The 21222-nt window shown below is 69.2% G+C and carries 19 protein-coding genes; 7 read left to right on the top strand and 12 right to left on the bottom strand.

Annotation, left to right across the window (positions count from 1 at the left end; all coding sequences use genetic code 11):
* Window positions 1-59: 59 nt before the first annotated feature.
* A complete protein-coding gene (locus V9K99_RS18890; RefSeq protein ID WP_337009163.1) occupies window positions 60-773 on the top strand; it encodes a GntR family transcriptional regulator in 714 nt (237 codons plus the stop codon).
* Window positions 770-1765, top strand: a complete 996-nt coding sequence (locus V9K99_RS18885; protein WP_337009162.1) for a GDSL-type esterase/lipase family protein — start codon at window positions 770-772, stop codon at window positions 1763-1765. The genes V9K99_RS18890 and V9K99_RS18885 overlap by 4 nt, the downstream gene beginning before the upstream one ends.
* Before the next feature lie 40 nt (window positions 1766-1805).
* Here V9K99_RS18885 and V9K99_RS18880 read toward each other — a convergent pair whose 3' ends face one another.
* Window positions 1806-4793 carry a glycine--tRNA ligase gene (locus tag V9K99_RS18880; protein ID WP_337009326.1) on the bottom strand — a complete coding sequence of 996 codons (2988 nt, stop codon included), beginning with the start codon at window positions 4791-4793 and terminating at the stop codon, window positions 1806-1808.
* A 153-nt stretch (window positions 4794-4946) separates the two neighbouring features.
* Here V9K99_RS18880 and V9K99_RS18875 point away from each other — a divergent pair, with 153 nt between their 5' ends.
* On the top strand, window positions 4947-6206 hold the full coding sequence (locus tag V9K99_RS18875; protein ID WP_337009160.1) for an RNA polymerase sigma factor: 1260 nt from the start codon (window positions 4947-4949) through the stop codon (window positions 6204-6206).
* A 92-nt stretch (window positions 6207-6298) separates the two neighbouring features.
* The gene (locus V9K99_RS18870; RefSeq protein WP_337009158.1) at window positions 6299-7084 is read left to right on the top strand and encodes an alpha/beta fold hydrolase; all 786 of its coding nucleotides are present in this window, start codon (window positions 6299-6301) and stop codon (window positions 7082-7084) included.
* A gap of 57 nt (window positions 7085-7141) precedes the next feature.
* Here the strand turns inward: V9K99_RS18870 and V9K99_RS18865 are convergent, their stop codons facing one another.
* The 5 genes from V9K99_RS18865 to V9K99_RS18845 form a co-directional block, all read right to left on the bottom strand.
* A complete protein-coding gene (locus tag V9K99_RS18865; RefSeq protein WP_337009156.1) occupies window positions 7142-7765 on the bottom strand; it encodes a superoxide dismutase in 624 nt (207 codons plus the stop codon).
* Between the two features lie 232 nt (window positions 7766-7997).
* Window positions 7998-8810, bottom strand: coding sequence for an alpha/beta fold hydrolase (locus V9K99_RS18860; protein ID WP_337009154.1), 813 nt, complete (start codon window positions 8808-8810; stop codon window positions 7998-8000).
* A gap of 219 nt (window positions 8811-9029) precedes the next feature.
* Window positions 9030-9407 carry a YciI family protein gene (locus V9K99_RS18855; protein WP_337009152.1) on the bottom strand — a complete coding sequence of 126 codons (378 nt, stop codon included), beginning with the start codon at window positions 9405-9407 and terminating at the stop codon, window positions 9030-9032.
* A gap of 199 nt (window positions 9408-9606) precedes the next feature.
* A complete protein-coding gene (locus tag V9K99_RS18850) occupies window positions 9607-11106 on the bottom strand; it encodes an LCP family protein (protein WP_337009150.1) in 1500 nt (499 codons plus the stop codon).
* A gap of 133 nt (window positions 11107-11239) precedes the next feature.
* Entirely contained in the window at window positions 11240-11914 is a 675-nt protein-coding gene (locus V9K99_RS18845) for an SDR family NAD(P)-dependent oxidoreductase (protein WP_337009148.1), read from the bottom strand.
* A gap of 55 nt (window positions 11915-11969) precedes the next feature.
* On the opposite strand from V9K99_RS18845, the gene V9K99_RS18840 reads away from it, so the two are divergent.
* On the top strand, window positions 11970-12917 hold the full coding sequence (locus V9K99_RS18840; protein ID WP_337009146.1) for an NAD-dependent epimerase/dehydratase family protein: 948 nt from the start codon (window positions 11970-11972) through the stop codon (window positions 12915-12917).
* Here the strand turns inward: V9K99_RS18840 and V9K99_RS18835 are convergent.
* Window positions 12900-13775: a hypothetical protein gene (locus tag V9K99_RS18835; RefSeq protein WP_337009144.1), complete on the bottom strand. Its 876-nt coding sequence runs from the start codon at window positions 13773-13775 to the stop codon at window positions 12900-12902. The two genes, V9K99_RS18840 and V9K99_RS18835, sit on opposite strands and share 18 nt — an antisense overlap.
* A 32-nt stretch (window positions 13776-13807) precedes the next feature.
* Entirely contained in the window at window positions 13808-14710 is a 903-nt protein-coding gene (locus V9K99_RS18830) for a GntR family transcriptional regulator (RefSeq protein WP_337009142.1), read from the bottom strand.
* Between the two features lie 111 nt (window positions 14711-14821).
* Here V9K99_RS18830 and V9K99_RS18825 point away from each other — a divergent pair, with 111 nt between their 5' ends.
* On the top strand, window positions 14822-16060 hold the full coding sequence (locus V9K99_RS18825; protein ID WP_337009140.1) for an FAD-dependent monooxygenase: 1239 nt from the start codon (window positions 14822-14824) through the stop codon (window positions 16058-16060).
* On the opposite strand, the gene V9K99_RS18820 is transcribed toward V9K99_RS18825, so the two are convergent.
* Window positions 16010-16600 carry a TIGR03086 family metal-binding protein gene (locus tag V9K99_RS18820; protein ID WP_337009138.1) on the bottom strand — a complete coding sequence of 197 codons (591 nt, stop codon included), beginning with the start codon at window positions 16598-16600 and terminating at the stop codon, window positions 16010-16012. The two genes, V9K99_RS18825 and V9K99_RS18820, sit on opposite strands and share 51 nt — an antisense overlap.
* Before the next feature lie 120 nt (window positions 16601-16720).
* On the opposite strand from V9K99_RS18820, the gene V9K99_RS18815 reads away from it, so the two are divergent.
* The gene (locus V9K99_RS18815; RefSeq protein ID WP_337009136.1) at window positions 16721-17287 is read left to right on the top strand and encodes an HhH-GPD-type base excision DNA repair protein; all 567 of its coding nucleotides are present in this window, start codon (window positions 16721-16723) and stop codon (window positions 17285-17287) included.
* Here V9K99_RS18815 and V9K99_RS18810 read toward each other — a convergent pair whose 3' ends face one another.
* Genes V9K99_RS18810 through V9K99_RS18800 form a run of 3 tightly spaced genes read right to left on the bottom strand, consistent with a single transcriptional unit; the run spans window position 17288 to window position 21177 of the window.
* Entirely contained in the window at window positions 17288-19375 is a 2088-nt protein-coding gene (locus tag V9K99_RS18810; protein WP_337009323.1) for an iron ABC transporter permease, read from the bottom strand.
* Between the two features lie 5 nt (window positions 19376-19380).
* Window positions 19381-20352 carry an ABC transporter substrate-binding protein gene (locus V9K99_RS18805; protein ID WP_337009134.1) on the bottom strand — a complete coding sequence of 324 codons (972 nt, stop codon included), beginning with the start codon at window positions 20350-20352 and terminating at the stop codon, window positions 19381-19383.
* A 9-nt stretch (window positions 20353-20361) separates the two neighbouring features.
* Window positions 20362-21177: an ABC transporter ATP-binding protein gene (locus V9K99_RS18800; protein WP_337009132.1), complete on the bottom strand. Its 816-nt coding sequence runs from the start codon at window positions 21175-21177 to the stop codon at window positions 20362-20364.
* Window positions 21178-21222: the final 45 nt, after the last annotated feature.

Here is a 21222-nt window from a genome sequence, read left to right as displayed (position 1 = left end):
TCAAGGCTTGATCTCAAGGTATTCTCTCTCCACTGTCGTTATAACCTCGGAGGACAGGCGTGACGGAGACCAAGGTGCCGACCAAGGCCGAGGTCGCGTACGACCTCGTCCGCGAGCTGGTGCTGGGCGGCGACCTCGTGCCCGGGTCGGTCATCCAGCAGGCGGCCCTGGCACGACAACTGGGGATCAGTACGACGCCCCTCCGCGAAGCGCTGCGACGGTTGATGAGTGACGGACTAGTGGAGCTGGACGCCCACCGGGACGCCCGGGTCACCCGGCTCACCGCCGAGGAGGCCCGCGATCTGGTCGAGATCCGGCGGTCGCTCGATCCGCTGGCGGCCGGGTTGGCGGCAGAGCGTCGTACCAGGGAGGACCTTGCACTGATCCGGGCGACGGCGGACGAGTTGCTGCCGTTGCGGACCGACCCCGGGCCGGCCGAGTTGTCGACACATCGGCGCTTCCACGTCGCGATCTACACCGCGTCGCACAACCAGATGCTGGTCCAGACCTTGGACGGTCTGTGGGACAAGGCGGACCGGTACCGCAGGCTTGCTCTCGAGGACGGCCGGACCGAGGAGGATCTGGACCGGACGCACGCCGAGCACCTCGCATTGGTGGACGCGATCGCGGCCGGAGACTCCGAGACGGCCGCCGCGGTCATGCTCGCCCATGTCGACGCCAGCCTCGGTGCGCGCGCGGTCGCCCGCCTCACGTCCGCCGCCGCACAACCCGTCGCCCGGTCACTCCGAGGCATCCGAGGAGCACGCGTATGAGTGAAGCCCTGTGGACCGGTTTTCGGCATCGTGAGACGGACGCCGACGGGTGGACGACGTACTGGCGGATGGATCCGCGTGGCCACGACTTCCACCTGATCGACTGGATCGGGGACCCGGAACGCCAGGGCCACCGGTTGTGGGAGCGCGCCGCGACACCCGCGGGCGTTCGAGCAGCCTGGCGTACGGCGGCATCGTCGGTGAGCCTGGAGATCCGCGCGAGCCTTGGCATCTACACGATGATCGCGCCGATGGACCTGCTCGTCGACGGCGAGCTGTACGAGCGATGCGTGGTCCGCGACGGTGAGCAGCGACTCGTGGTCGAGCTGCCTGGACGTCCGGTCGACGTCGAGATCTGGCTACCGCACTCGGGAGTGATCGGGGTCCGCGGGCTCTCGTTCGACGGCGAGGCCGAACCGCTGGCACCGGCCGGGCCGCGCTGGATCGCCTACGGCAGTTCGATCACGCAGTGCACGGGCTCCTACGGGCCATCGGAGACGTGGCCGGCCTTGGTCGCGCGGAGCCATGGGTGGGACCTGGTCTCGCTCGGGTTCGCCGGCGAGTGCCATCTCGATCCGGTCGCAGCACGCACGATCCGGGATCTGCCCGCACGGCTGATCTCGATGTGTCTCGGCATCAACATCTACGGCGGTGAGACGTACAGCGGCCGCACCCTGCCGGGGCAGGTCGAGGCGTTCGTGTCGACCGTCCGCGAAGGCCATCCGCAGACCCCGCTCGTCGTGATCACTCCACTCGTCGCCCCACACCTCGAAGGCAAACCGAACGCGGTCGGCCTCACGCTGGACGACGTACGCACGTGTGTGGAACTCGGCGCCCGGACGGATCCCAAGGTCGAGATCATCGACGGACGCACGATCCTCACGCCGGACGAAGCGCTGACCCTGTACGTCGACGACGTACACCCAGGCCCCGACGGCTACCGCCTACTCGGCGAGCGTCTCGGCGCACTGCTCACGCTGGACGGCCGGTGAAGCGGTAGAAGGACCGCTTCACCGGCCGCTGAGTCGCTGCTTACTCAGCCGGGCTGAGGCTGGTGCCGAGGGCCTGCCAGTCGAGGACCGGCGCGGCGAGGGCGCTGATGGTTGCCAGCAGCCCCAAACGGGCGGCCCGCAGGTCCGCGTCCTCGGCCATCACCAGGATCTCGTCGAAGAAGGTGGTGACCGGCTCGACCAGGACCGACGCGGCGGTGACGAAGTCGCCCAGCGCCGTCGGGGCCTGACCGACCTTCTGGACCGCCTCGTGCAGGACGACCTCGGCCGGCTCGGTCAGCTTGCCCGCGTCGTACGACGCCTCGGTCCCCTCCGGCACGATCCGCCGTACCCGCTGCAGAACCGCGACCAGGTCGGCGAAGTCGCCGCTGCCGACCAGCTCCTGCAGGGACGCCAGCGTCTCGTCCGCGACCGCCGGAGACGTTGCCAACGGCAATACCGCAGCGACCTGGTGGTGGTCGTCACCGCGATCGATCAGCTGCTGCTCGTACCGCCGTACGGTGAACTCGGCGACTTCCTCCAGCGATTCCGCCGGTACGTCGATGCCCTGGGCACCGATCTCGTCAGCCGCAGCCTTCAGACCGGTCTCCAGGGTGATCGCCTTCAACGACGGGTGCTCGCGCAGGATCGCGACCACACCGGCGGCCGCGCGACGCAGTGCGAACGGGTCGGAGCTACCGGTCGGCTTGGCACCGATACCGAACAGGCCGGCCAGCAGGTCGAACCGGTCGGCCAGCGCCAGCAGCGCACCCGGCGTGGTCGACGGCACCGGGTCGCCGGCGGACCGCGGCAGCTCCATGTCGTAGAGCGCCTGAGCGACGGCCTCGGTCTCACCGGCACGCCGTGCGTACTCGCGGGCCATCGTGCCGGCCAGGCTGGTCAGCTCGACGACCATCTGCGATCCGAGGTCGAACTTCGCCAGCTCGGCCGCCCGCCGCAGCGTGGTCAGGTCATCGCCATCCAGCCCCACCACAGCGGCGAGCGAGGTGGCGATCCGGCCGATTCGCGCCGCCCGGTCGGCCATCGAGCCGAGCTTCTCCTCGAAGGCCAGCTTCTCCAGCTCGCTCTTCATGGTCTCGAGCGGCGTCTCCAGGTCGGCCCGCCAGAAGAACGCGGCGTCCTCGTAGCGCGCCCGCAGGACGCCTTCGTTGCCACCGCGGACCACGTCCTCGTCGACGGAACCGTTGGCCACGGCAACGAAGTGCGGGAGCAGGTTGCCGTCGGCATCGCGGACCGGCAGGTACCGCTGGTGCTTGCGCATCACGGTGGTGAGGATCTCGCCCGGCAGCGTCAGGTAGTCGGCGGAGAACCCACCGAGGATCGCAGTCGGCTCCTCGACCAGGTTGACGATCTGATCGACCAGCGCGGACTCACCCTCGACGTCGATCGTGCCGCCGACGCCCGCCGCAAGCTCGCCTGCAGCCGACAGGATCTGCTCGCGGCGACGAGCCGGGTCGGCCTCGATGCCGTGGATCCGGAGCAGGTCCAGGTACCCCTCGGCCGCGGCAATCTCCACCTGCGGCTGAGCAGCGGTCCGAAGCACCCGAGTCGTACGGCCGGCGGCCAAGGACGACACCGACACCGGCACGACCTGGTCGCCGAGCAGCGCGACCAGCCAGCGAACCGGCCGGGTGAACGACAGCTTGGCGTCGTTCCAGCGCATGTTCTTGTCCGACCGCAGCCCGCTGACGATCTCACTCAGTACGCCGCTCAGCACCTCGGCCGCACCTCGACCCGGGTCGGGCTTGGTCACTGCGACGTACTCGACACCGTCGACATCGAGGTCGTGCAGCTCGGCGGTGTCGACACCCTGACCGCGGGCGAACCCGGCGGCGGCCTTGGTGACGTTGCCGTCGGCGTCGTACGCGGCCGACTTCCGCGGACCACGCACCACCCGCTCGGCGTCCGGCTCTCCCGCCTGGACGCCGGCCACGAACGCGACGGCTCGCCGGGGCGTGGCGTACACGGTGATGTCGCCGTGGCCGAGGCGGGTCGCGGCCAGCTTCTCGGTCAGCGCGGACCGGACGGCGTCAGCGGTCTTGGTCACCTCCGACGGGGGCATCTCCTCGGTGCCGATCTCGAACGTGAGCTGCCTGGTCCCGGTGATGGCCGGGAACTCGGTCGGCTCCGGCGCCGCCGCGGGCAGCTCGGCGATTCCCAGCGGGTGCTCGAGCTCGGTACGGCGCTCGGCCCACAGCTGAGCCACCTCGCGGGCCAGCGACCGCATCCGCCCGAAGGCCTTGGCGCGTTCCGTCGTACTGACCGCACCACGGGAGTCGAGCACGTTGAAGGTGTGCGAGCAACGCAGCACGTAGACGTGCGCCGGGACCGGGAGACGCGCGTCGAGCATCCGGCGGGCCTCGTTCGCATACTCCTCGAACAGCCGCTTCTGGCTTTCCACGTCGGCGTCGTCGAGGTAGTAGCGGCTCATCTCGTACTCGGCCTGGCCGAACGCCTCGCCGTACGAGATGCCGGGCGCGTAGGCGATGTCCTTGAAGTGCGAGACACCCTGCAGCGCCATCATGATCCGCTCGATGCCGTAGGTGATCTCCACCGACACCGGGTCCAGCGTCATCCCGCCGGCCTGCTGGAAGTAGGTGAACTGGGTGATCTCCAGGCCGTCCAGCCAGACCTCCCAGCCGAGACCCCAGGAACCGGTCGCCGGGTTGGCCCAGTTGTCCTCGACGAACCGGACGTCATGGGCGTGGATGTCGATCCCGAGCGCGGTCAGGCTGTCCAGGAACAGCTCCTGCGGATTGCCCGGGTCCGGCTTGAGCACCACCTGGAACTGGGTGTGCGTCTGCAGCCGGTTCGGGTTCTCGCCGTACCGGCTGTCGTCGGGCCGGACACTCGGCTCGACGTACGCGACCCGCCACGGCTCGGGACCGAGCACCCGCAGGATGGTGGCCGGGTTCAGCGTTCCGGCGCCGACCTCGGTGTTGAACGGCTGCACGACCATGCACCCGCGGTCGGTCCAGTACTTCGTCAGCGCCAGCAGCGCGTCCTGCATGGTGAGCACAACAAACCTCGAGCCATCTTCGGAGGGGGTTTCAGCAGACGAAGTCTATTCGCCCCAACCCGATGCCCCGCTCCCCGGCCACTGTCTGTACCCACCCAACCACCAGCAATCGTTTGAATCCCCCAGTCTGTCTACAGTGAGCGGGTGACGGTTATTGAGGCGCACGGGGCGGTTGACGCGGTCTGGCGGATCGAGTCGGCCCGGATCATCGCCGGTGTGGCCCGGATCGTGCGGGATGTCGGGCTGGCCGAGGAGCTGGCGCAGGACGCGCTGGTGGCGGCGTTGGAGCAGTGGCCGGAGTCCGGCGTACCGAAGAATCCGGGCGCCTGGCTGATGGCGATCGCCAAGCGGCGCGCAATCGACCTGATCCGGCGCAAGGAGACGTACCAGCGCAAGCTCGCCGAGCTCGGCCACGACCTGGAGATCGACGGCGAAAGTGTCGAGGACGACGTCGAGGCGATTCTCGAGGACCACATCGAGGACGACCTGCTCCGGCTGGTGTTCACCGCGTGTCACCCGGTGCTGACGATGGACGCGCGGGTGACGCTGACGCTGAAGCTGCTCGGCGGCCTGAAGACCGACGAGATCGCCCGCGCGTTCCTGGCCCCGGAGTCGACGATCGCCCAGCGGATCGTCCGGGCCAAGCGGAACCTCGCCAAGGCCGGCGTCGAGTTCGAGGTGCCGGCCGGCGAGGACCTGCTGGAGCGGCTCTCGTCCGTACTCGAGGTCGTCTACCTGATCTACAACGAGGGCTACTCCGCGACCGCCGGCGACGACTGGATGCGCCCGGCGCTCTGCAACGAGGCGATGCGCCTCGGCCGCCTGCTGGCCGAACTGATGCCCGACGAGCCGGAGGTCGCCGGCCTGCTCTCGCTGATGGAGCTCCAGGCATCTCGCGCCAACGCCCGCATCGGCCCCGAGGGCGAGCCCGTCCTGCTGCTCGACCAGGACCGCCGCCGCTGGGACCGGCTGCTGATCCGCCGCGGCCTCGAAGGACTCGACCGCGCCTGGGCACTCGACAAACCGCCCGGCCCGTACCTCATCCAGGCCGCCATCGCCGCCTGCCATGCCCGCGCCGCCGACCCCGACGACACCGACTGGGCCCGGATCGCCGGCCTGTACGCCGTACTCGCGCAAGTCACCCCGTCGCCGGTGGTCGAGCTCAACCAGGCGGTCGCGATCTCGATGGCGTTCGGCCCGGAACGCGGACTCGCGGCCGTCGACGCGCTCGCGGACGAGCCGACGCTGAAGGACTATCACCTGCTGCCGAGTGTCCGCGGCGACCTGCTGTTCAAGCTCGGCCGGCTCGACGAGGCCCGGGCCGAGTTCGAGAAGGCGGCCGGCCTGACCCGCAACGAGCGGGAACGCACGCTGCTCCTCGAGCGCGCCGCGGCCTGTCAGTAGGTTTCCCTCCCGACGTGTCGATTTCCGGGATCGGTATTCGACGCAGTGACGAGGCCAGCCGATTGGCCCACTGGACGCAGGAGGCTTTTCGCATGACCGACACGGTGATTTCCACAGACGGTACGACGATCGCGTACGACAAGCGTGGCAGCGGGCCGGCTCTGGTGCTGGTCGACGGCGCCCTGTGCAGCCGGGCGCAGGGCCCGATGCCGGAGCTCGCCGAAGTGCTGGCGGCTGAGTTCACGGTCTACAACTACGACCGGCGTGGTCGCGGCGACAGCGGCGACGCGGCGGAGTACGCGATTGAGCGCGAGATCGAGGATCTGGCCGCGGTGATCGAGGCGGCAGGTGGTTCTGCATACGTCTACGGCACCTCGTCAGGTGCGGCACTGACACTGCGAGCCGCGGCGGCCGGGTTGCCGATCACGAAACTGGTCGCGTTCGAGCCGCCGTACGTCGTCGATCAGAGCCGCAAGCAGATCCCGTCGACCTGGGTCGCGGACCTGCGCGCACTCGAGCCGGGGGACGCGGTCAAGTACTTCATGACCAAGGGCATCGGGCTGCCGGGATTCGTGGTCGGGATGATGAAGCTGATGCCGGCCTGGAAGGGCATGAAGGCGGTCGCACACACCCTTCCGTACGACGCCCTGTTGCTCGGCAACAACTGTTTCGGCCGGCCGCTCGACCCGGAGCAGTGGGCAACGATCGAGGCGCCGGCGCTGGTCGTCAACGGCGGGAAGAGCCCGGGCTGGATGCGGACCTCGGTGAAGGAGCTCGCGGGCGCCGTACCGGGCGCGAAGCACGAAGAGGTGCCTGGTCAGAACCACATGATCAAGGCTTCCGCGATCGCACCGGTGATCTCAGGTTTCCTGCGCTGACAGAACGCGAGGGGCGCCCCCGGGATGGGGGCGCCCCTCGAGCCGTGCTGGTGCAGGTCAGCCGTTGATGAGACCGGAAGCGCCGGCGCGGGCCGCGTCGAAGCGGGCCTGGGCGTCGCCCCAGTTCACCACGTTCCACCAGGCCTTGACGTAGTCCGGCTTCACGTTCTTGTACTGCAGGTAGAAGGCGTGCTCCCACATGTCCAGCATCACGATCGGGATCTGCCCGGCCGGCAGGTTGCCCTGCTGGTCGTACAGCTGGTGGACGAGCAGCCGGCCGGCCAGCGCGTCCCAGCCGAGGATCGCCCAGCCGGACCCCTGGATGGTGGTCGCCGCCGCGGTGAAGTGGGCCTGGAAGCCGTCGAACGAGCCGAAGAACTCGTCTACGGCGGCACCCAGCTCGCCGTCCGGCTTGTCGCCGCCGTCCGGAGAGAGGTTCTTCCAGAAGATCGAGTGGTTGACGTGCCCGCCGAGGTTGAAGGCGAGCGACTTCTCCAGCCCGACGATGGCGCCGAAGTCACCCTTCTCGCGCGCCGCGGCCAGCTTCTCGAGGGTGTCGTTCAGGCCGTTCACGTAGGTCTGGTGGTGCTTGGAGTGGTGCAGCTCCATGATCTCACCGGCGATGCTCGGCGCCAGTGCGCCGTAGTCGTAGGGGAGGTCGGGAAGCGTGTACGTGGTCAACTCTGCTCCTTCGTCGGGGCCCGCGGGGGCCGATATCTCCGATGTCCTAAGTCAGCGGCACCAGCTTGAAACTTCAACCACGGTTGAGGTCAAGGCGCCACGCGGGCCGGTGTCGCAGATCACGGCGCCCGGCTGGCACCTCCGACCAGTGCCCGGTCCGGGCTCGTTCACACAGGCCCGCACCGGTCACCCCCAGCTTCACATACTCCACCCGCGGAGCCACGGGCGAGTCTCACCTATGACACGCCCGCAGTACGGCGGCGAACGGCTCCGGCTGCTCCACGAACCCGATGTGGTCCCCGGGAAACCGGGTCGGCTCGATCCCGAGGCGGGCCGCCAGCGCGGTCGACGTCCGCTCGCACAGCTGCCCACCCGACTCTTCGCCGATCCCGACCACGATCCGCACACCGCCATCCCGCAGTACGTCGGCATCCGGCAACCAGCTGACCGACGCCCGCAGCTCGTACTCGAACCAGAACCGCTCGTCGGCGACCACCTGCGGGTCCCGCTCGCCGCCGAACATCCCCTCGATCATGCCGTCCGGCACCTGGATGTTCGCCAACGTGAAGAACTGCTTCCACGCGCCGATCACGTCCCCGGCCAGGTAGTCGGCGATCATCCGCTCGGACGCCGCCAGCAACTCGTCACCGTCCTCGACCAGCCGATCCAGCGGCGGCTCATGCGCGATCACCGTGCTCACCAGCTCCGGATGCGCCTGAGCCAGCGCCAGCGCAGTCACCGCACCCCCACTCGACCCGAACACGGTCGCCGGCCCGGCGTCGACGTACCTGATCAGTCGGGCAAGGTCATCAGCCCGCTCCTCAGGCGTCGACCCCACCCCATCCAACCGACTGCGTTTGACGCCGCGCGGATCCGTGGTGAGCACGGTGTGATCGGTCGCCAGCACGTGGGCGAGCGGCGCGAACGAGTCCGCATCCATCGGCGCTCCCACCAGAACCACCAGCGGCCCCTTCCCGCGGACCTCGTAGTAGAGCTCCGCATCCGGGACGCGCAAGGTGGTGCCGGCGGTCGTGTTGCTGATCATGGTGTCCTCCTTCGACGGGTTCTTGCCGCTACCACGAACGGCACCCGCCGAAATGGACATCAACGCCAACTGAAGCCGCGGCGCGGAGCCAAACCGCCGCCGCCGAGTGAAGCCACTGTGCCGAGTGAAGGCAGTCGGTCGTCAGCAAGCGCTTGCTGACGGCACGCTTCTCACACTCGGCACGGTGGCTTCACTCGCGGGGAAGGAGTTGGACTGGGCTCAGTCCTTGTAGAGGTCTGAGTCGGGGTCGAAGTCGGCTTCCTCGACCACGCGGCGGACCTCGACCTCGCTGCCGAGGGCTTCGGCGAGGCGGGCGGCCCATTCGACGGCCTCGTCGCGGTTGCGCACCTCGACGACGATGACGCCGCCGATCAGTTCCTTGGTCTCGGCGAACGGGCCGTCGGTGACGGTGCGCTTGCCACCCTCGACCTTCACCCGGGCGCCGTGCTTGCTGCGGTGGACACCTTCGGCGAACAGCAGGACGCCGGCCTTCATCATGTCCTCGGTGGCCTGCCCGACCGCCGCGGCCACGTCGTCGGACGGGAAGATGCCGGCCTCGCTGTCCGCGTCCGCCTTGTTGATGATCATGTAGCGCATAGCAGTGGTTCCCCTCATCGTGTCGGTCGATCTCTTACTCTCACGTCGAGCGGTCCACCACCAGATCGACACACGGTCAGATCAGAAACCTGCAGATCGACAGGACGTATCCCTCTACACACAGCCCGCCGCACGCCTGAGCGCACCGCAACCTCCGGTCGACACGCCGAACACCTCCTGTCGATCCGCACCCGTCCATCTAGTTCGGCTGGTCGCCGTTGGGGTGGTAGGCGCAGGCGTCCTCGAGGTCTTGGGTGGGAGCTGGGGGCGCTGATGTGGCCGGCTTCCGGGTTGCCTTGGGGGCGGCGGGCGTGGTTGGGGTGGGGGTGGCCGCAGGGGCCGGTTGTTCGAGAGCTGCCTCGACTGTTTCGCGCAGGGCGTCGTAGTCCGGGTGCAGGTACTTCAGCCGCAGCTTGCTGGCGTCGAGGGTGACGTTGGAGACCGTGCCCGACTTCACCCTGAGCGCGAGCTGGACCAACGCGGGCAGCAGCTCCTGCGGGATGTCGGTGCGGAGCAGTTGCTGGCCGGCTTTGGCGATCGCCTTGTACTTGGTCACCAGGGTCTGCGGGTCCGCCGCGTCGACGATGCCCTTGATCGCGCAGCGCTGGCGGACCTGGCGCTGGTCGTCGTCGGCACCGTACCGGCCGCGGGCGAACCACAGCGCGTGCCGGCCGTCGAGATGCTGCTTCGGCCCCGGCTCGATCCACTCGCTCGGCGGGATGTGCGAACTGCTGACGCCGCCCATCGCGACCCGCTCGTTGACGTTGACGGTGATCCCGCCGAGCGCGTCGACGAGTTCGGCGAAGCCCTTCAGGTTGACCTGGAGGTAGTAGTCGAGTTTCAGCCCGATCGCCTCACCGACGGACTGCTTGAGGACGTCGGCGCCCTCGTTGTCGGACGGCCCGAGGATGCCGGGGTGCGCGTCCGGGATGTTCTGGTACATCGCGGTCAGCATCCACTCCAGCCGGCCCTCCAGGCTGAGCCCTTCCTTGCCATAGCCGTCCGGGTAGATCTTGTGCAGCGGCGAGTCCTTCGGGAACGGCATGAACGTCAGCTGCCGCGGCATCGAGACCAGCGCGGTGTCGCCGGTCTTGGTGTCGATGCTCGCCACGATCACCGTGTCGGTCCGGACCCCGGGCCGGCTCGGCGCGTCGTCGCCGCCGAGCAGTAGCAGGTTGAGCCGCGGCTTGTCCTCCCACGGGTCCTTGGTGTTGACCACCGACGGACGGGTCGCGCTCTTGCTCTCGCCCTGCGCGACGAACACGTCCTGGACCAGGTCCCGCTGCGCCAGTGCACTCTGGACGCCGATTGCCGCCGGCGCCGCGATCGCGAAGCACAGGACGCCGACCAGCAGCGCACCGATTGCCCGGCCGCCGGCCCCACCTGTTGCCGGCCGCAACGAACGGTGTGAGGCGACGATGACCACGATCCAGAGGAACGCGAGCACCCCGAGCGCCACCGAGGCCAGCAGCAGCCGGCTCGGTACGACGGATGCCGCGAGAACCTCCTCGCGCCGGGTCAGGCCGACGTACACACCGAGCCCGATCAGCCCGAGCGTCAGGGTGAGGATGAAGGCGCCGGTCCGGCGTCGGCCGCCGGCGATCAGGCCGAGCCCAGGGAGCAGAGCGCCGAGCACGGTCAGCCCGAGGAGCTTCGGCACCGACAGCGGCCGGCGCTGGGTCGGTTCGGCGTCAGGCAACTCAGAACTTCCCGTGGCGCTTGCCGCCCGCGAGCGTCTCCCCATGGCTCCCCTGTCGCCGTCCCCAGAAACCAGTGTGCGTCAAGTACCCACACCTGCACCTCTTCAGACGTGTTACAGGCTCGATCGGTTGTCACACGGGCACATGACTGCCCGAAAAGCCCTCGGTCTCGACGATGGTGCGGACGACCGCGGCGATCCGCTCCGGCGGGCTCCAGGTACTGGTGTCGGCGTTGGGCCGCGCGGCCCGGTTGGCCGGGGTGTCGATGGTGCCGGGGATGATCGTGTTCACCCGGATGCCATCACGCGCGTACTCCGCGTGCAGCGCATCGGCGAACGCGATCACGCCGGCCTTCGAGGTGATGTACCCGGCTGCTCCTGAGAACGGCCGCAACGCCGACCCGCTCGAGGTACAAACGATTGCTCCGCCACCGCCGGCGAGCAGGTGCGGGACCACGGCCTGTGTCATCAGGTACGTCGGTCGCAGGTTGAGCCGGAGCTGTTTCTCGAACTCATCGACCGGCGTCTCGTGCACCCGCCCACCGGATGCGAACCCGCCGACGAGGTTGACGAGTGCGGCCAGTGGTGCGGTCTCGTCCGACGTGGCGAGCGCGACGACGTCCGCCGTACCGGCCGGGTCGAACGGGTCGGCGACCACCGGGTTCAGGGCCGGATCGGCGCCGAGCCGGGCCAGTGACTCCTCGGTCCGTCCTGGTACGACGACCCGCCAGCCGGACCGCAGGAACTCCGCCGTCACCGCGGACCCCAGCACCCCGGTGCCTCCGGCAACCACCACCGTGTTGGTCATGCCGGAAGCCTAATCCGGTCGCGGTGGGTCACGGCACGGGCTAGCGTCGGCGGTTGTGCGGATTCTGATGCTGGGCGGGAACGGGTTCGTCGGGCGCGCGGTCATCGCGGACGCGCTCGACCACGGCGCCGAGGTGGCGTCCTTCAGCCGGGGCAAGAGCGGTACCGACCTCCCGCCGGAGGTGACCCAGCTGATCGGGGATCGCGACACCGGCGACTACGCGGCGCTGCGGACCGGCGAGTGGGACGCGGTCGTCGACCTGAGCGGCTACCAGAGCAAGCAGGTCGACGAGGCGATGGACGTGCTCGGCGACCGGGTCGGACGGTACGTGTTCGTCTCGAGCCACGCCGTCTACGTCCGCGACCTCCCGGCCGGCACCGACGAGACTGCGGCCCGCCGACCGCCGCTGCGCGCGGCTGACGTCCTCACGAACGACACCTACGGCCCGTGCAAGGTCGCCTGCGAGGACGACGTCATCGCCAGGTACGGCGACCGCGCGACGATCGTCCGGCCGGGGCGGGTCACCGGTCCCGGCGACACGGCAAGCACAGTCCTCTACTGGGTACGGCGCGGTGCCCGCGGCGGCCGGGTGGCGTTGCCGACGAAGCCGGAGCAACCGCTGCAACTGACGGACAGCCGCGACCTCGGCCGGCTCATGGTGCAGTTGATCACCGACGATCGGTCCGGTGCGTTCAACGCGGTCGGCCCGTTCAGCACGATCGCCGAACTGATCGAGACCTCGGCCGAGCTATCCGGCAGCACGGTCGAGTTGATGCAGGTCCCGACCGACGCCGTACCGCCGCGCTTCCCGCTGGTCGACCCCGAGGCCGAATGGGGCGAGCGCCGCCGCAACCCGGCGAAGGCCCGGGCCGCCGGCATGCCGGTCACCCCACTGCGCCAAACCCTCACCGACCTCATCGCCTGGGACCAGGAGCGAGGCGAACCCGACCTTGGTTTCGGCATGTCGCCCGACGACGAGGAGCGTCTACTCCGGGAGCGCTAGCGTCCGGCCGGCGTCGCGGGCCGCGTTGATGCTGCGAGTGAGGGTGTCGCGCAGGGCGCTCGCCTCGTCGGCGAAACCTTGGACGACCGAGGTGTCGCCGGCCGGCTCGGTGCGGGCCAGGAGCTCGATGTAGCGGTCGCCGTCCTCGAGCGCGGCCTCGGCCCGGAGGGCGGCATCGGCCGAGCGGACGCGCTCGGCGTACCGGTCGAGGAGGTCGACCTTGCGTTTGATCGCCTGCACCGAGAGGTCGAGTGCGCGGCGTTGCGGTCCGAGCACGGCCTCCAGCTCGGCCGTCGCCATCCCGCGCGCGACCTCGCGCTGACGGGCCCGCAGGATCGTCTGCTCGCGTAGCACCTGGGCGATGTCCCAGAGCTGTTCGGGCAGGACCAGGTCGTTCTTCACGTCGTCCAGCAGCCCGCGCCGGGTGACCGTTGCCTCGAGCACCGTTTTCACCGCGCGCTGGGCCCGGCCCAGCAACTGGCCGGCCGGTTCGTCGAAGTCGTCCGGGAGCAGGTAGTTCCCGTGCTGCAGGCGGACCGCCTTGTGGCCGCGATCCTCGACCCCGGACTTGATCACGACCCCGACGGTGGCGACCGCCGCGATCCCGGCCAGCGCCACCGCGGACCAGGCGGCGACCTCGGTCGGCAGCAACCCGGCCAGGATGATCAGGGCCAGGATCCAGCCGCCGACGCAGACCGCGATCCACACCAGCAGGGTGCCGAAGGTGTTCCCCGGCGCGACCGACCAGGACGTCTCCCGCTTCGGCTTCGGCTGCCCGGCCGGTACGAACAACTCGGGTCTGCGCTCGTACAACCGCCGTACGCCGTCCGGAACGTCAGGTGCGAACACCGGCTCCATCGGCCCTCCACGGATGTCGACACTGTCGGCACTCAGCGTAGCCGGGACAGCTTCACTTCGAGACCGTCGAGGACCAGTTCGAGACCGAACTCGAACAGTTGGTCCAGGTCGTAGTCGAATTCGAAACCGGGCTGAAAGACTGCGCGGAAGCCGGCCAGGTCCGCCAGGCTGATCATCGTGGCGATCGGTTCGATGTGGTGGTCGGCCCACTCGTCGGCGGTCATCCCGGTGTCCTGTTCGGCCTGCACCTCGGCCTCCATCGCCAGCGCGACCCCACGCACGTACGCGAACACGCTGATCGCGGTGTAGAGCGCCGTACTGCCGTCGAGCCCGAACGGGCCGAGCGCACGCAGTACGGCGTCGGTGTGCGGCAGCAGGTTCGGCAGGGCCTGTGGACGGCTCAGGCTGACCGCGCTCGCCAGCCAGAGATGCCGCCGGTACGCCGCCCACTGCAGCCGAGCCACGGACTCGATCCCCGCCCGCCAGCTCTCCACCGGCTGCACGGGGAACTCGCCGATCGCGGTGTCGACCATCCGCAACACGAGGGCTTCCTTGCCGCCGACGTACCGGTACAGGGCCATCGTCGAGACGCCGAGGTCGGCCGCGATCCGCCGCATCGACAACGCCGCGAGCCCCTCGGCATCCGCGATCGCGATCGCGATCCGGACCACCTCTTCCCGGTTGAGCTCACGCGGCGACTGGGTCGAACGCGCGCGAACGGTCCGGGACCCGACGACCGTGCCGACTCCGGGTAGCGCTTCGACGAGGTCCTCCTGTTGAAGCACCTGAAGCGCCTTGGTCGCTGTTGCCATCGCGACACCGAACTCCCGGACCAACGCCCGGGTGGAGGGCACCCGGTCCCCCGGACCCAGCTCACCCGCCTCGATCCGGCGCCGGAGCTCAGCCGCGATCACCCGGTACGGCGCTTCAGCCATCAAGCCCTCCTGTACTAGTGCGCTTCACCTCCATCTGGACGAGGGGTGACAGTGCACGCCACGGTGTACGCGTACACCGTACAGCGCACTACCCCAACGAAGGGAACCACCATGACGAAGAGCGTGCTGATCTCCGGCGGCGGGATCGCGGGACCGGCCCTGGCCTACTGGCTGCACCGGCACGGGTTCACCCCGACGATCGTCGAGATCGCGCCGGCACCACGGCCCGGCGGGCAGACCATCGACATCCGCGGGATCTCCAAGGTGGTGGTCGAGCGGATGGGCCTGATGCCGGCGATCAAGCAGGCCCAACTGCACGAACGCGGCCTCGAGTACGTCCGGGAAAACGGCCGCACCGGCGTCGCGATGCCGGCCGAGTTGCTCGACGGCGCCGGTCCGGTCGCCGACATCGAGATCCTCCGCGGTGACCTGGCCGGCATCCTGCACGACGCGAACGTCGGCGACATCGAGTACCTGTACGGCGACTCGATCACCGCGCTCGACGAGGACACGGCCGGCGTGCTGGTCACCTTCGCGACCGGCACGCAGCGACGGTTCGACCTGGTCGTCGGGGCGGATGGGGTCCACTCGCGGGTACGGCGGCTGGCGTTCGGACCGGAGGAGCAGTTCGTCCAGCACCTCGGCGGCTACTCGTCGTTCTTCACGGTCGAGACGCCCGAACCGCTGAACCACTGGATGAAGATTTACTCCGCACCCGGCGGTCGCTGGGTCGGACTGCGGCCGGACCACGATCCGCGGTACGCCAAGGCGCTGCTGAGCTTCCGCTCCCCCGGGCTCAGCTACGACCGGCGCGACGTCGACGCCCAGAAGGAGTTGCTCGCGCAGCGCTTCAAGGGTCTCGGCTGGCACACCGACCACATCCTCGCCGCTCTGCGTGACGCGGACGACTTCTACTTCGACAGCACGAGCCGCGTCGTCGTACCGGAGTGGTCCCGCGGGCGGGTCGTCCTCGTCGGTGATGCCGGGTACTGCGGTTCGCCGCTGGCCGGACACGGGACGGCGTTGTCCCTCGTCGGTGCGTACGTCCTCGCCGGTGAGTTGGCCGCCGCGGATGGCGATCACGTCCGGGCGTTCCCGTCGTACCAGGCTCAAATGCAGGCGTACGTCGACCAGCGGATGGAACTGCCGCCGGGCGGGATCAAGATGGCGATGCCGATGACGTCGCTGGGGATCTGGTTCCGGAACACCTCGACCCGGGTGATGATGTCGCGTCCGTTCGCCGGACTGCTCGCGAAGATGGCGGCCGCCGTACCGGACAAGATCGAACTGAAGGACTACTCAGTCGAGCGGAGAAACCCAATCGGGGTTACGGCCGAGGAGGCCGAGTAGCTGGTCGAAGTCGGACGCGTCGCCGCGGACCTTGACGCTGCGCTCGAACGCGGCGCCGGGTCCCCGGGCCGCGTCGGTGTCCGGGATCTTGCGGGCCAGCGCGAACGCCTGCTCGACCAGGTCGGGCGGTGGTTCGTACGGGAGGTCGATGGCGCGGGACAGGTCCCAGGCGTGGATGACGCAGTCGAGGTGGTGGAAGGTCAGCGCGATCCGGCGCGGGAACGAGCCGTACTCGCGGACCTCCATCAGCCGGTCCAGCGCCCCGCCGTCGGCGAACGCGTCCGCGACCGCCACATTGGACCGCCGGTACGCGCCGGCCGGGTTGTCCCCGAGCCGGCCACTGTTCCAGGCCTGCGCCCCGGCCGTCCCGTTCAGGGCCGCGGCGGCGAACCCCTCGTTCTCGCTGACGATGTGGCGGAGCAGACCGCGGACGGTCCAGTCCGGGCAGGGGGTCGGGAACCACAGGTGCTCGGGGCGCACCTGCATCACCACCTCCCCGAGTACCGCACCGGCCCTACGATCCAGATCCCGGATGTCCATCCGTGCTCCTCCCGTCGGGTGCGTGCCCTCGCTGAGCATAGGCCGGTTCGCGGTGTTTCGGCACAGACCTTCCCGAGCACAAGGGACAACCCGCACCAGGCCCCGTGAGATGATGCGGTGATGGGCTTCCAGATTGCCAACCTGGCTGATGCCGACAAGGTCCTCGACGAGTACCCGTTCGCCGTCGTCCTCGGGATGATGCTGGACCAGCAGTACGGGATGGAGCACGCGTTCCGCGGCGGCTGGAAGGTGCTCAGCCGGTTCGGCACTCTCGATCCGGCGGCGATCGCGGCCGCCGACCCGGAGGCCTTCAAGGAGCTGTGTTCCCAGCCCCCGGCGATCCATCGGTTCCCCGGCTCGATGTCCGCCCGCCTGCAGGAGTTGGCCGCGTTGGTCGAGTCCAGGTACGACGGCGACGTGACGCGGCTGTGGACGGAGCCGACCACCGGTAAGGAGCTGTTCAAGCGCGTGCAGGAGCTTCCCGGCTTCGGCAAGCAGAAGGCTCAGATCTTCGTGGCGCTGCTGGCCAAGCAGCTCGGTGTCCGGCCCGAGGGCTGGGAGGCGGTCGCCGGGGACTATGCCCTCGACGGCTACCGGTCGGTCGCGGATGTCGTGGACGCGGACTCGCTGCTGAAGGTCCGCGAGTTCAAGCAGGCGAAGAAGGCGGCCGCGAAGGCTGCCGGCTGATCAGCGGTTCGGGACCCTCGTCCGCCACAGCAGGTAGACGAAGTACGGCGCTCCGATCAGCGCGGTGAGCAGACCCGCCGGGATCTGCGCCGGAGCCAGCAGCGTCCGGCCGAGGCTGTCCGCGACGCTGACCAGGATCGCGCCGAGCAGCGCGGCGACCAGCAGGATCCGGTTGTGCCGCCCACCGACCAGCGCCCGGGCGGCATGCGGCGCCACCAGCCCGACGAAGCCGACCACTCCGATCGCGGACACGGCCGCCGCCGTCAGCAACGCGGCACACAGCAGTGCGGTCAGCCGAGTGCGCTCGAGCCGTACGCCGAGAATCCGCGGTACGTCGTCATCCAGCGCCAGCAGGTCGAGTTCGCGCCGGGCGTGGACGATCACCGGGGTGAGGATCACCAGCGCGATCGCGACCGGCGCGACCTGCGGCAACGTCCGCCCGTAGGTGCTGCCGGACAGCCACGTCATCGCCATGCTGACGTTCCACGGATCGGTGGCGACGATCAGCAACGTGATGATCGCCGTCGCCCCCGACGACACTCCGACCCCGATCAGGACCAGTCGATCCGAGCTCAGTCCACCCCGCCAGGACACCAGATAAACCAGCGAGAACGTGGCCAGCGCAGCCACCGCGGCGACACCCGACAACAGCCAGATACTTGCGGACGGCAACAGCACGAGCGTGATCACGGCACCGACACCGGCCCCACCGGTGATGCCGAGAATTCCCGGCTCCGCCAACGGATTCCGGCACACCGCCTGGACCGTCGTACCCGCGATCGCGAGGGCCGCGCCACACAGGACGGCGGACACCACCCGGGGGAACCGCTGGTCGAGCACATAAGTGATCGCCCGGCCCGACCGCCCATTGATCCAGTTCACAATGTCGCCGGTACGCAGGAACGCATCACCCGCCAGCATCGCGAGTACACCGGCGACGACCAGCAGTACGACGAGCACCCCCGTGACCATCCAGAACGTCCGCCGGCTCCGCAGCCCCGACGACGCACCACCCGGCGTCCGGCTCGGCCCCGAATCTCGGTACCGCCGCGCCAGCCACACCAGCACGACGGCGCCGACCATCATCGTCATCACACCGGTCGGGATCTCCACCCCGGCCTGACCGCCGAGCACAGCCCGGAGTACGACGTCCGCACAGAGAACGACCAGTACGCCGGCCAGCCCGCTCATCGGAAGCAGTACGCGATGCCGCAACAATCCTGGTACCAGCGGCGCGATCAACCGCACCAGCACCGGCGCGACCAGACCGACGAAGCCGACCGGTCCGGCCACGGTGACCGCGGCGGCCGACAACAGCACCGTCAGCAGGGTGATCAGTACGCGCACCCGCCGTACGTGAACTCCCAGCACCGACGCCGTGTCGTCGCCGAGGGCAAGGATGTCGAGCTTCGGCGCCAGCAGCAACGATCCGATGATGCCGACGGCAACGACCGGCGCCATCTGGGTGACCGCCGTCAGGTCCGTCTGGACCAGCGTGCCCGCTCCCCACGCGAACGTCCCGACCGTCTCCTCGCGATAGAGCAGCAGGAGCAACGTGGTCACCCCCGCCAGCGCCATCGCGACGGCCGAGCCGGCCAGGATCAGCCGGGTCGGCCCGGACGAGCCGCCCGCCGACAAGGCGAGCACCAGCACGGCGGCCGCCAGCCCGCCGAGGAAGGCGACTCCCCCGGCGGGCAACACCGGCAACGAAACCCCGAACGCGGCCACGACCACGACCGCGAGATATGCCCCGGCGTTGACCCCCAACGTGTCCGGCGAGGCGAGTGGGTTCCGGGCCAGCGACTGCAACCCCGCGCCGGCGAAACCGAGCGCGACCCCGACCAGTACGCCGGCCAGCAGCCGCGGCAGCCGGGACGCGATCAGCACATTGGCCGAGTTGTCCGTGCCCTGCCCGACCAGCAGCCGGAGCAGGTCACCGGCGTTCACCGACGACGCGCCCTGGGTGAGGTGAACAGCAGCCAGCAGTACGACGGCCACGGTGGCGATGACGAACACACTCGCCACCCGGAGCCGCCGTACCGGCTGCAGAGCGTCGGGGACCTGGATGTCAGGCCCCGGGGCGGTCACCTGGGTCAAGAGGTAACTGCCTGGACTGCCGCGTCGATGAACTGCTCGGTGGACTTCGGACCGCCGAACATCCAGATGCCGTCCTGCAGTCGGTGCACGTCGTTCGCCTTCACGAACGGCAGGTTCTTCCAGATCGCGTTCTTGGCCAGGTCGCCGCCGAACACGTCACCGCCGTCGGCGTTGTTGGCGATGTAGAGGAAGTTGCCGTTGGGAACCTTGGTCAGGCCCTCGAGGTCGGTCTGGGCCAGGCCGTAGTCCTTGTCCCCCGCACCGGTCCAGCCGTTCTTCAGGCCCATCTCGGTCAGTACGGCGCCGAGCAGCGAGCCGGTGGTGTACATCCGGATCGAGATCGTGCTGCCCTGCTTGTAGCCGTCCGACATGGTGAAGTTCTCGCCGGCCTTGCCCGCGTCGGCGATCTTCTGCTTGCCCTCAGCAACCTTCTTGTCGAAGTCGGCGTTGACCTGCTTGGCCTGGTCCGCCTTGCCGATCGCGCTGCCGATCAGCTCCAGGTTGGTCTTCATCTGCGGGATCGCGTTCGCCGCGTCCGCGCCGCGGATCACCAGTACCGGTGCGATCTTCTCGAACTGGGCGATCGAGTTCGCCGACTCGTCGGTGGTGGTGATGATCAGGTCGGGGCTGAGCGCGGCGATCGCGTCGACACTGGACTCACCCCGGGTGCCGACGTCCTTGACCGTGGTGTCCAGCTTGGCCGCGGTGACCCAGTTCGTGTAGCCCTTCACGTCGGCCACCCCGACCGGCATCACGCCGAGGGTGATCAGGTTCTCGATCGCGCCCCACTCCAGCCCGACCACCTTGGTGGCGGGTGCCTTGAGGTCGATCTTCTTGCCCCGCGCGTCGGTGACCGAAACCGGCTGAGCGGTGGTCTGCGCAGCAGCATCGGTGGTGGCGGGCTCGCTCGTCCCGCACGCCGTCAGCACGAACGCGGCAGCAGCGAGCAGGGCGGTGATTCTCTTCATCAGTTGACCTCAGATAGTTGCGACGCGGCTCAAGTGGGTGCCGACCGGGCGGGTGGTGACGAAGCCGGTGGCCGGGTCGGTGCCGACCTCGATGCGGATGCCGTAGGTCTCGGTCAGCGCATCCGCCTCGAGCACCTCTTCCGGCGTTCCGGTCGAACGAACTCGCCCCTGATCGAGCAGTGCGATCCGGTCCGCGACGGCGGCGGCCTGGTTCAGGTCATGCAGTACGACGCCGACCGCGACCCCGTGCTCATCGGCGAGCTCGCGCATCAGGTCGAGGATCTCGATCTGGTAGCGCAGGTCGAGGAACGTGGTCGGTTCGTCGAGCAGCAGGGCGCCGGTGTCCTGTGCCAGACAGGTCGCGAGCCACACGCGCTGCAGCTCGCCGCCGGACAGCTCGTCGACCGCGCGCCCGGCCATCGCGGTCACCCCGGTGACAGCCATCGCGTGGTCGATCGCTCGCTTGCCGTCCGGGTCGTCGGCCCGCCAGCGCCCGCGATGCGGATGCCGGCCGTACTCGACGACATCGCGCACACTCACACCGTTGGGAGTCGGCCGCGACTGCGACAGCAAGGTGACCTTGCGGGCGAACTCCTTCGCGGACAGGTCGAGTGCGTTCACGCCGTCCGGGAAGGTGATCTGGCCACCGTCAGGGTGATGAAGCCGGGCCAGGGCACGCAGCAGCGTCGACTTGCCGCTCCCGTTCGGTCCGACCAGCGCGGTGACACTGGCCGCCTCGATCCGCAGCGACGCCCCGTCCACCACCTGCTTCCCGTGATAGCCAAGTCGCAGGTCGATCCCCGCCAGCCCCACGGTTTCCGACATGCCGCAGAGGATAGCCTTACCTAAGCTGACATGTCAGCTTCGCTC

Source organism: Kribbella sp. CCNWLW201 (assembly GCF_037203805.1).
Taxonomy (GTDB): Bacteria; Actinomycetota; Actinomycetes; order Propionibacteriales; family Kribbellaceae; genus Kribbella.
This window is presented reverse-complemented; position numbering and strand designations above follow the sequence as displayed.

What these genes read in the sequence shown, in the direction of transcription:
- V9K99_RS18885 (WP_337009162.1), top strand. Translation starts at nt 770, where the DNA reads ATGAGTGAAGCCCTGTGGACCGGTTTTCGGCATCGTGAGACGGACGCC.
- V9K99_RS18880 (WP_337009326.1), bottom strand. Translation starts at nt 4,793, where the DNA reads ATGCAGGACGCGCTGCTGGCGCTGACGAAGTACTGGACCGACCGCGGG.
- V9K99_RS18870 (WP_337009158.1), top strand. Translation starts at nt 6,299, where the DNA reads ATGACCGACACGGTGATTTCCACAGACGGTACGACGATCGCGTACGAC.
- V9K99_RS18860 (WP_337009154.1), bottom strand. Translation starts at nt 8,810, where the DNA reads ATGATCAGCAACACGACCGCCGGCACCACCTTGCGCGTCCCGGATGCG.
- V9K99_RS18855 (WP_337009152.1), bottom strand. Translation starts at nt 9,407, where the DNA reads ATGCGCTACATGATCATCAACAAGGCGGACGCGGACAGCGAGGCCGGC.
- V9K99_RS18845 (WP_337009148.1), bottom strand. Translation starts at nt 11,914, where the DNA reads ATGACCAACACGGTGGTGGTTGCCGGAGGCACCGGGGTGCTGGGGTCC.
- V9K99_RS18835 (WP_337009144.1), bottom strand. Translation starts at nt 13,775, where the DNA reads ATGGAGCCGGTGTTCGCACCTGACGTTCCGGACGGCGTACGGCGGTTG.
- V9K99_RS18830 (WP_337009142.1), bottom strand. Translation starts at nt 14,710, where the DNA reads ATGGCTGAAGCGCCGTACCGGGTGATCGCGGCTGAGCTCCGGCGCCGG.
- V9K99_RS18825 (WP_337009140.1), top strand. Translation starts at nt 14,822, where the DNA reads ATGACGAAGAGCGTGCTGATCTCCGGCGGCGGGATCGCGGGACCGGCC.
- V9K99_RS18820 (WP_337009138.1), bottom strand. Translation starts at nt 16,600, where the DNA reads ATGGACATCCGGGATCTGGATCGTAGGGCCGGTGCGGTACTCGGGGAG.
- V9K99_RS18815 (WP_337009136.1), top strand. Translation starts at nt 16,721, where the DNA reads ATGGGCTTCCAGATTGCCAACCTGGCTGATGCCGACAAGGTCCTCGAC.
- V9K99_RS18805 (WP_337009134.1), bottom strand. Translation starts at nt 20,352, where the DNA reads ATGAAGAGAATCACCGCCCTGCTCGCTGCTGCCGCGTTCGTGCTGACG.
- V9K99_RS18800 (WP_337009132.1), bottom strand. Translation starts at nt 21,177, where the DNA reads ATGTCGGAAACCGTGGGGCTGGCGGGGATCGACCTGCGACTTGGCTAT.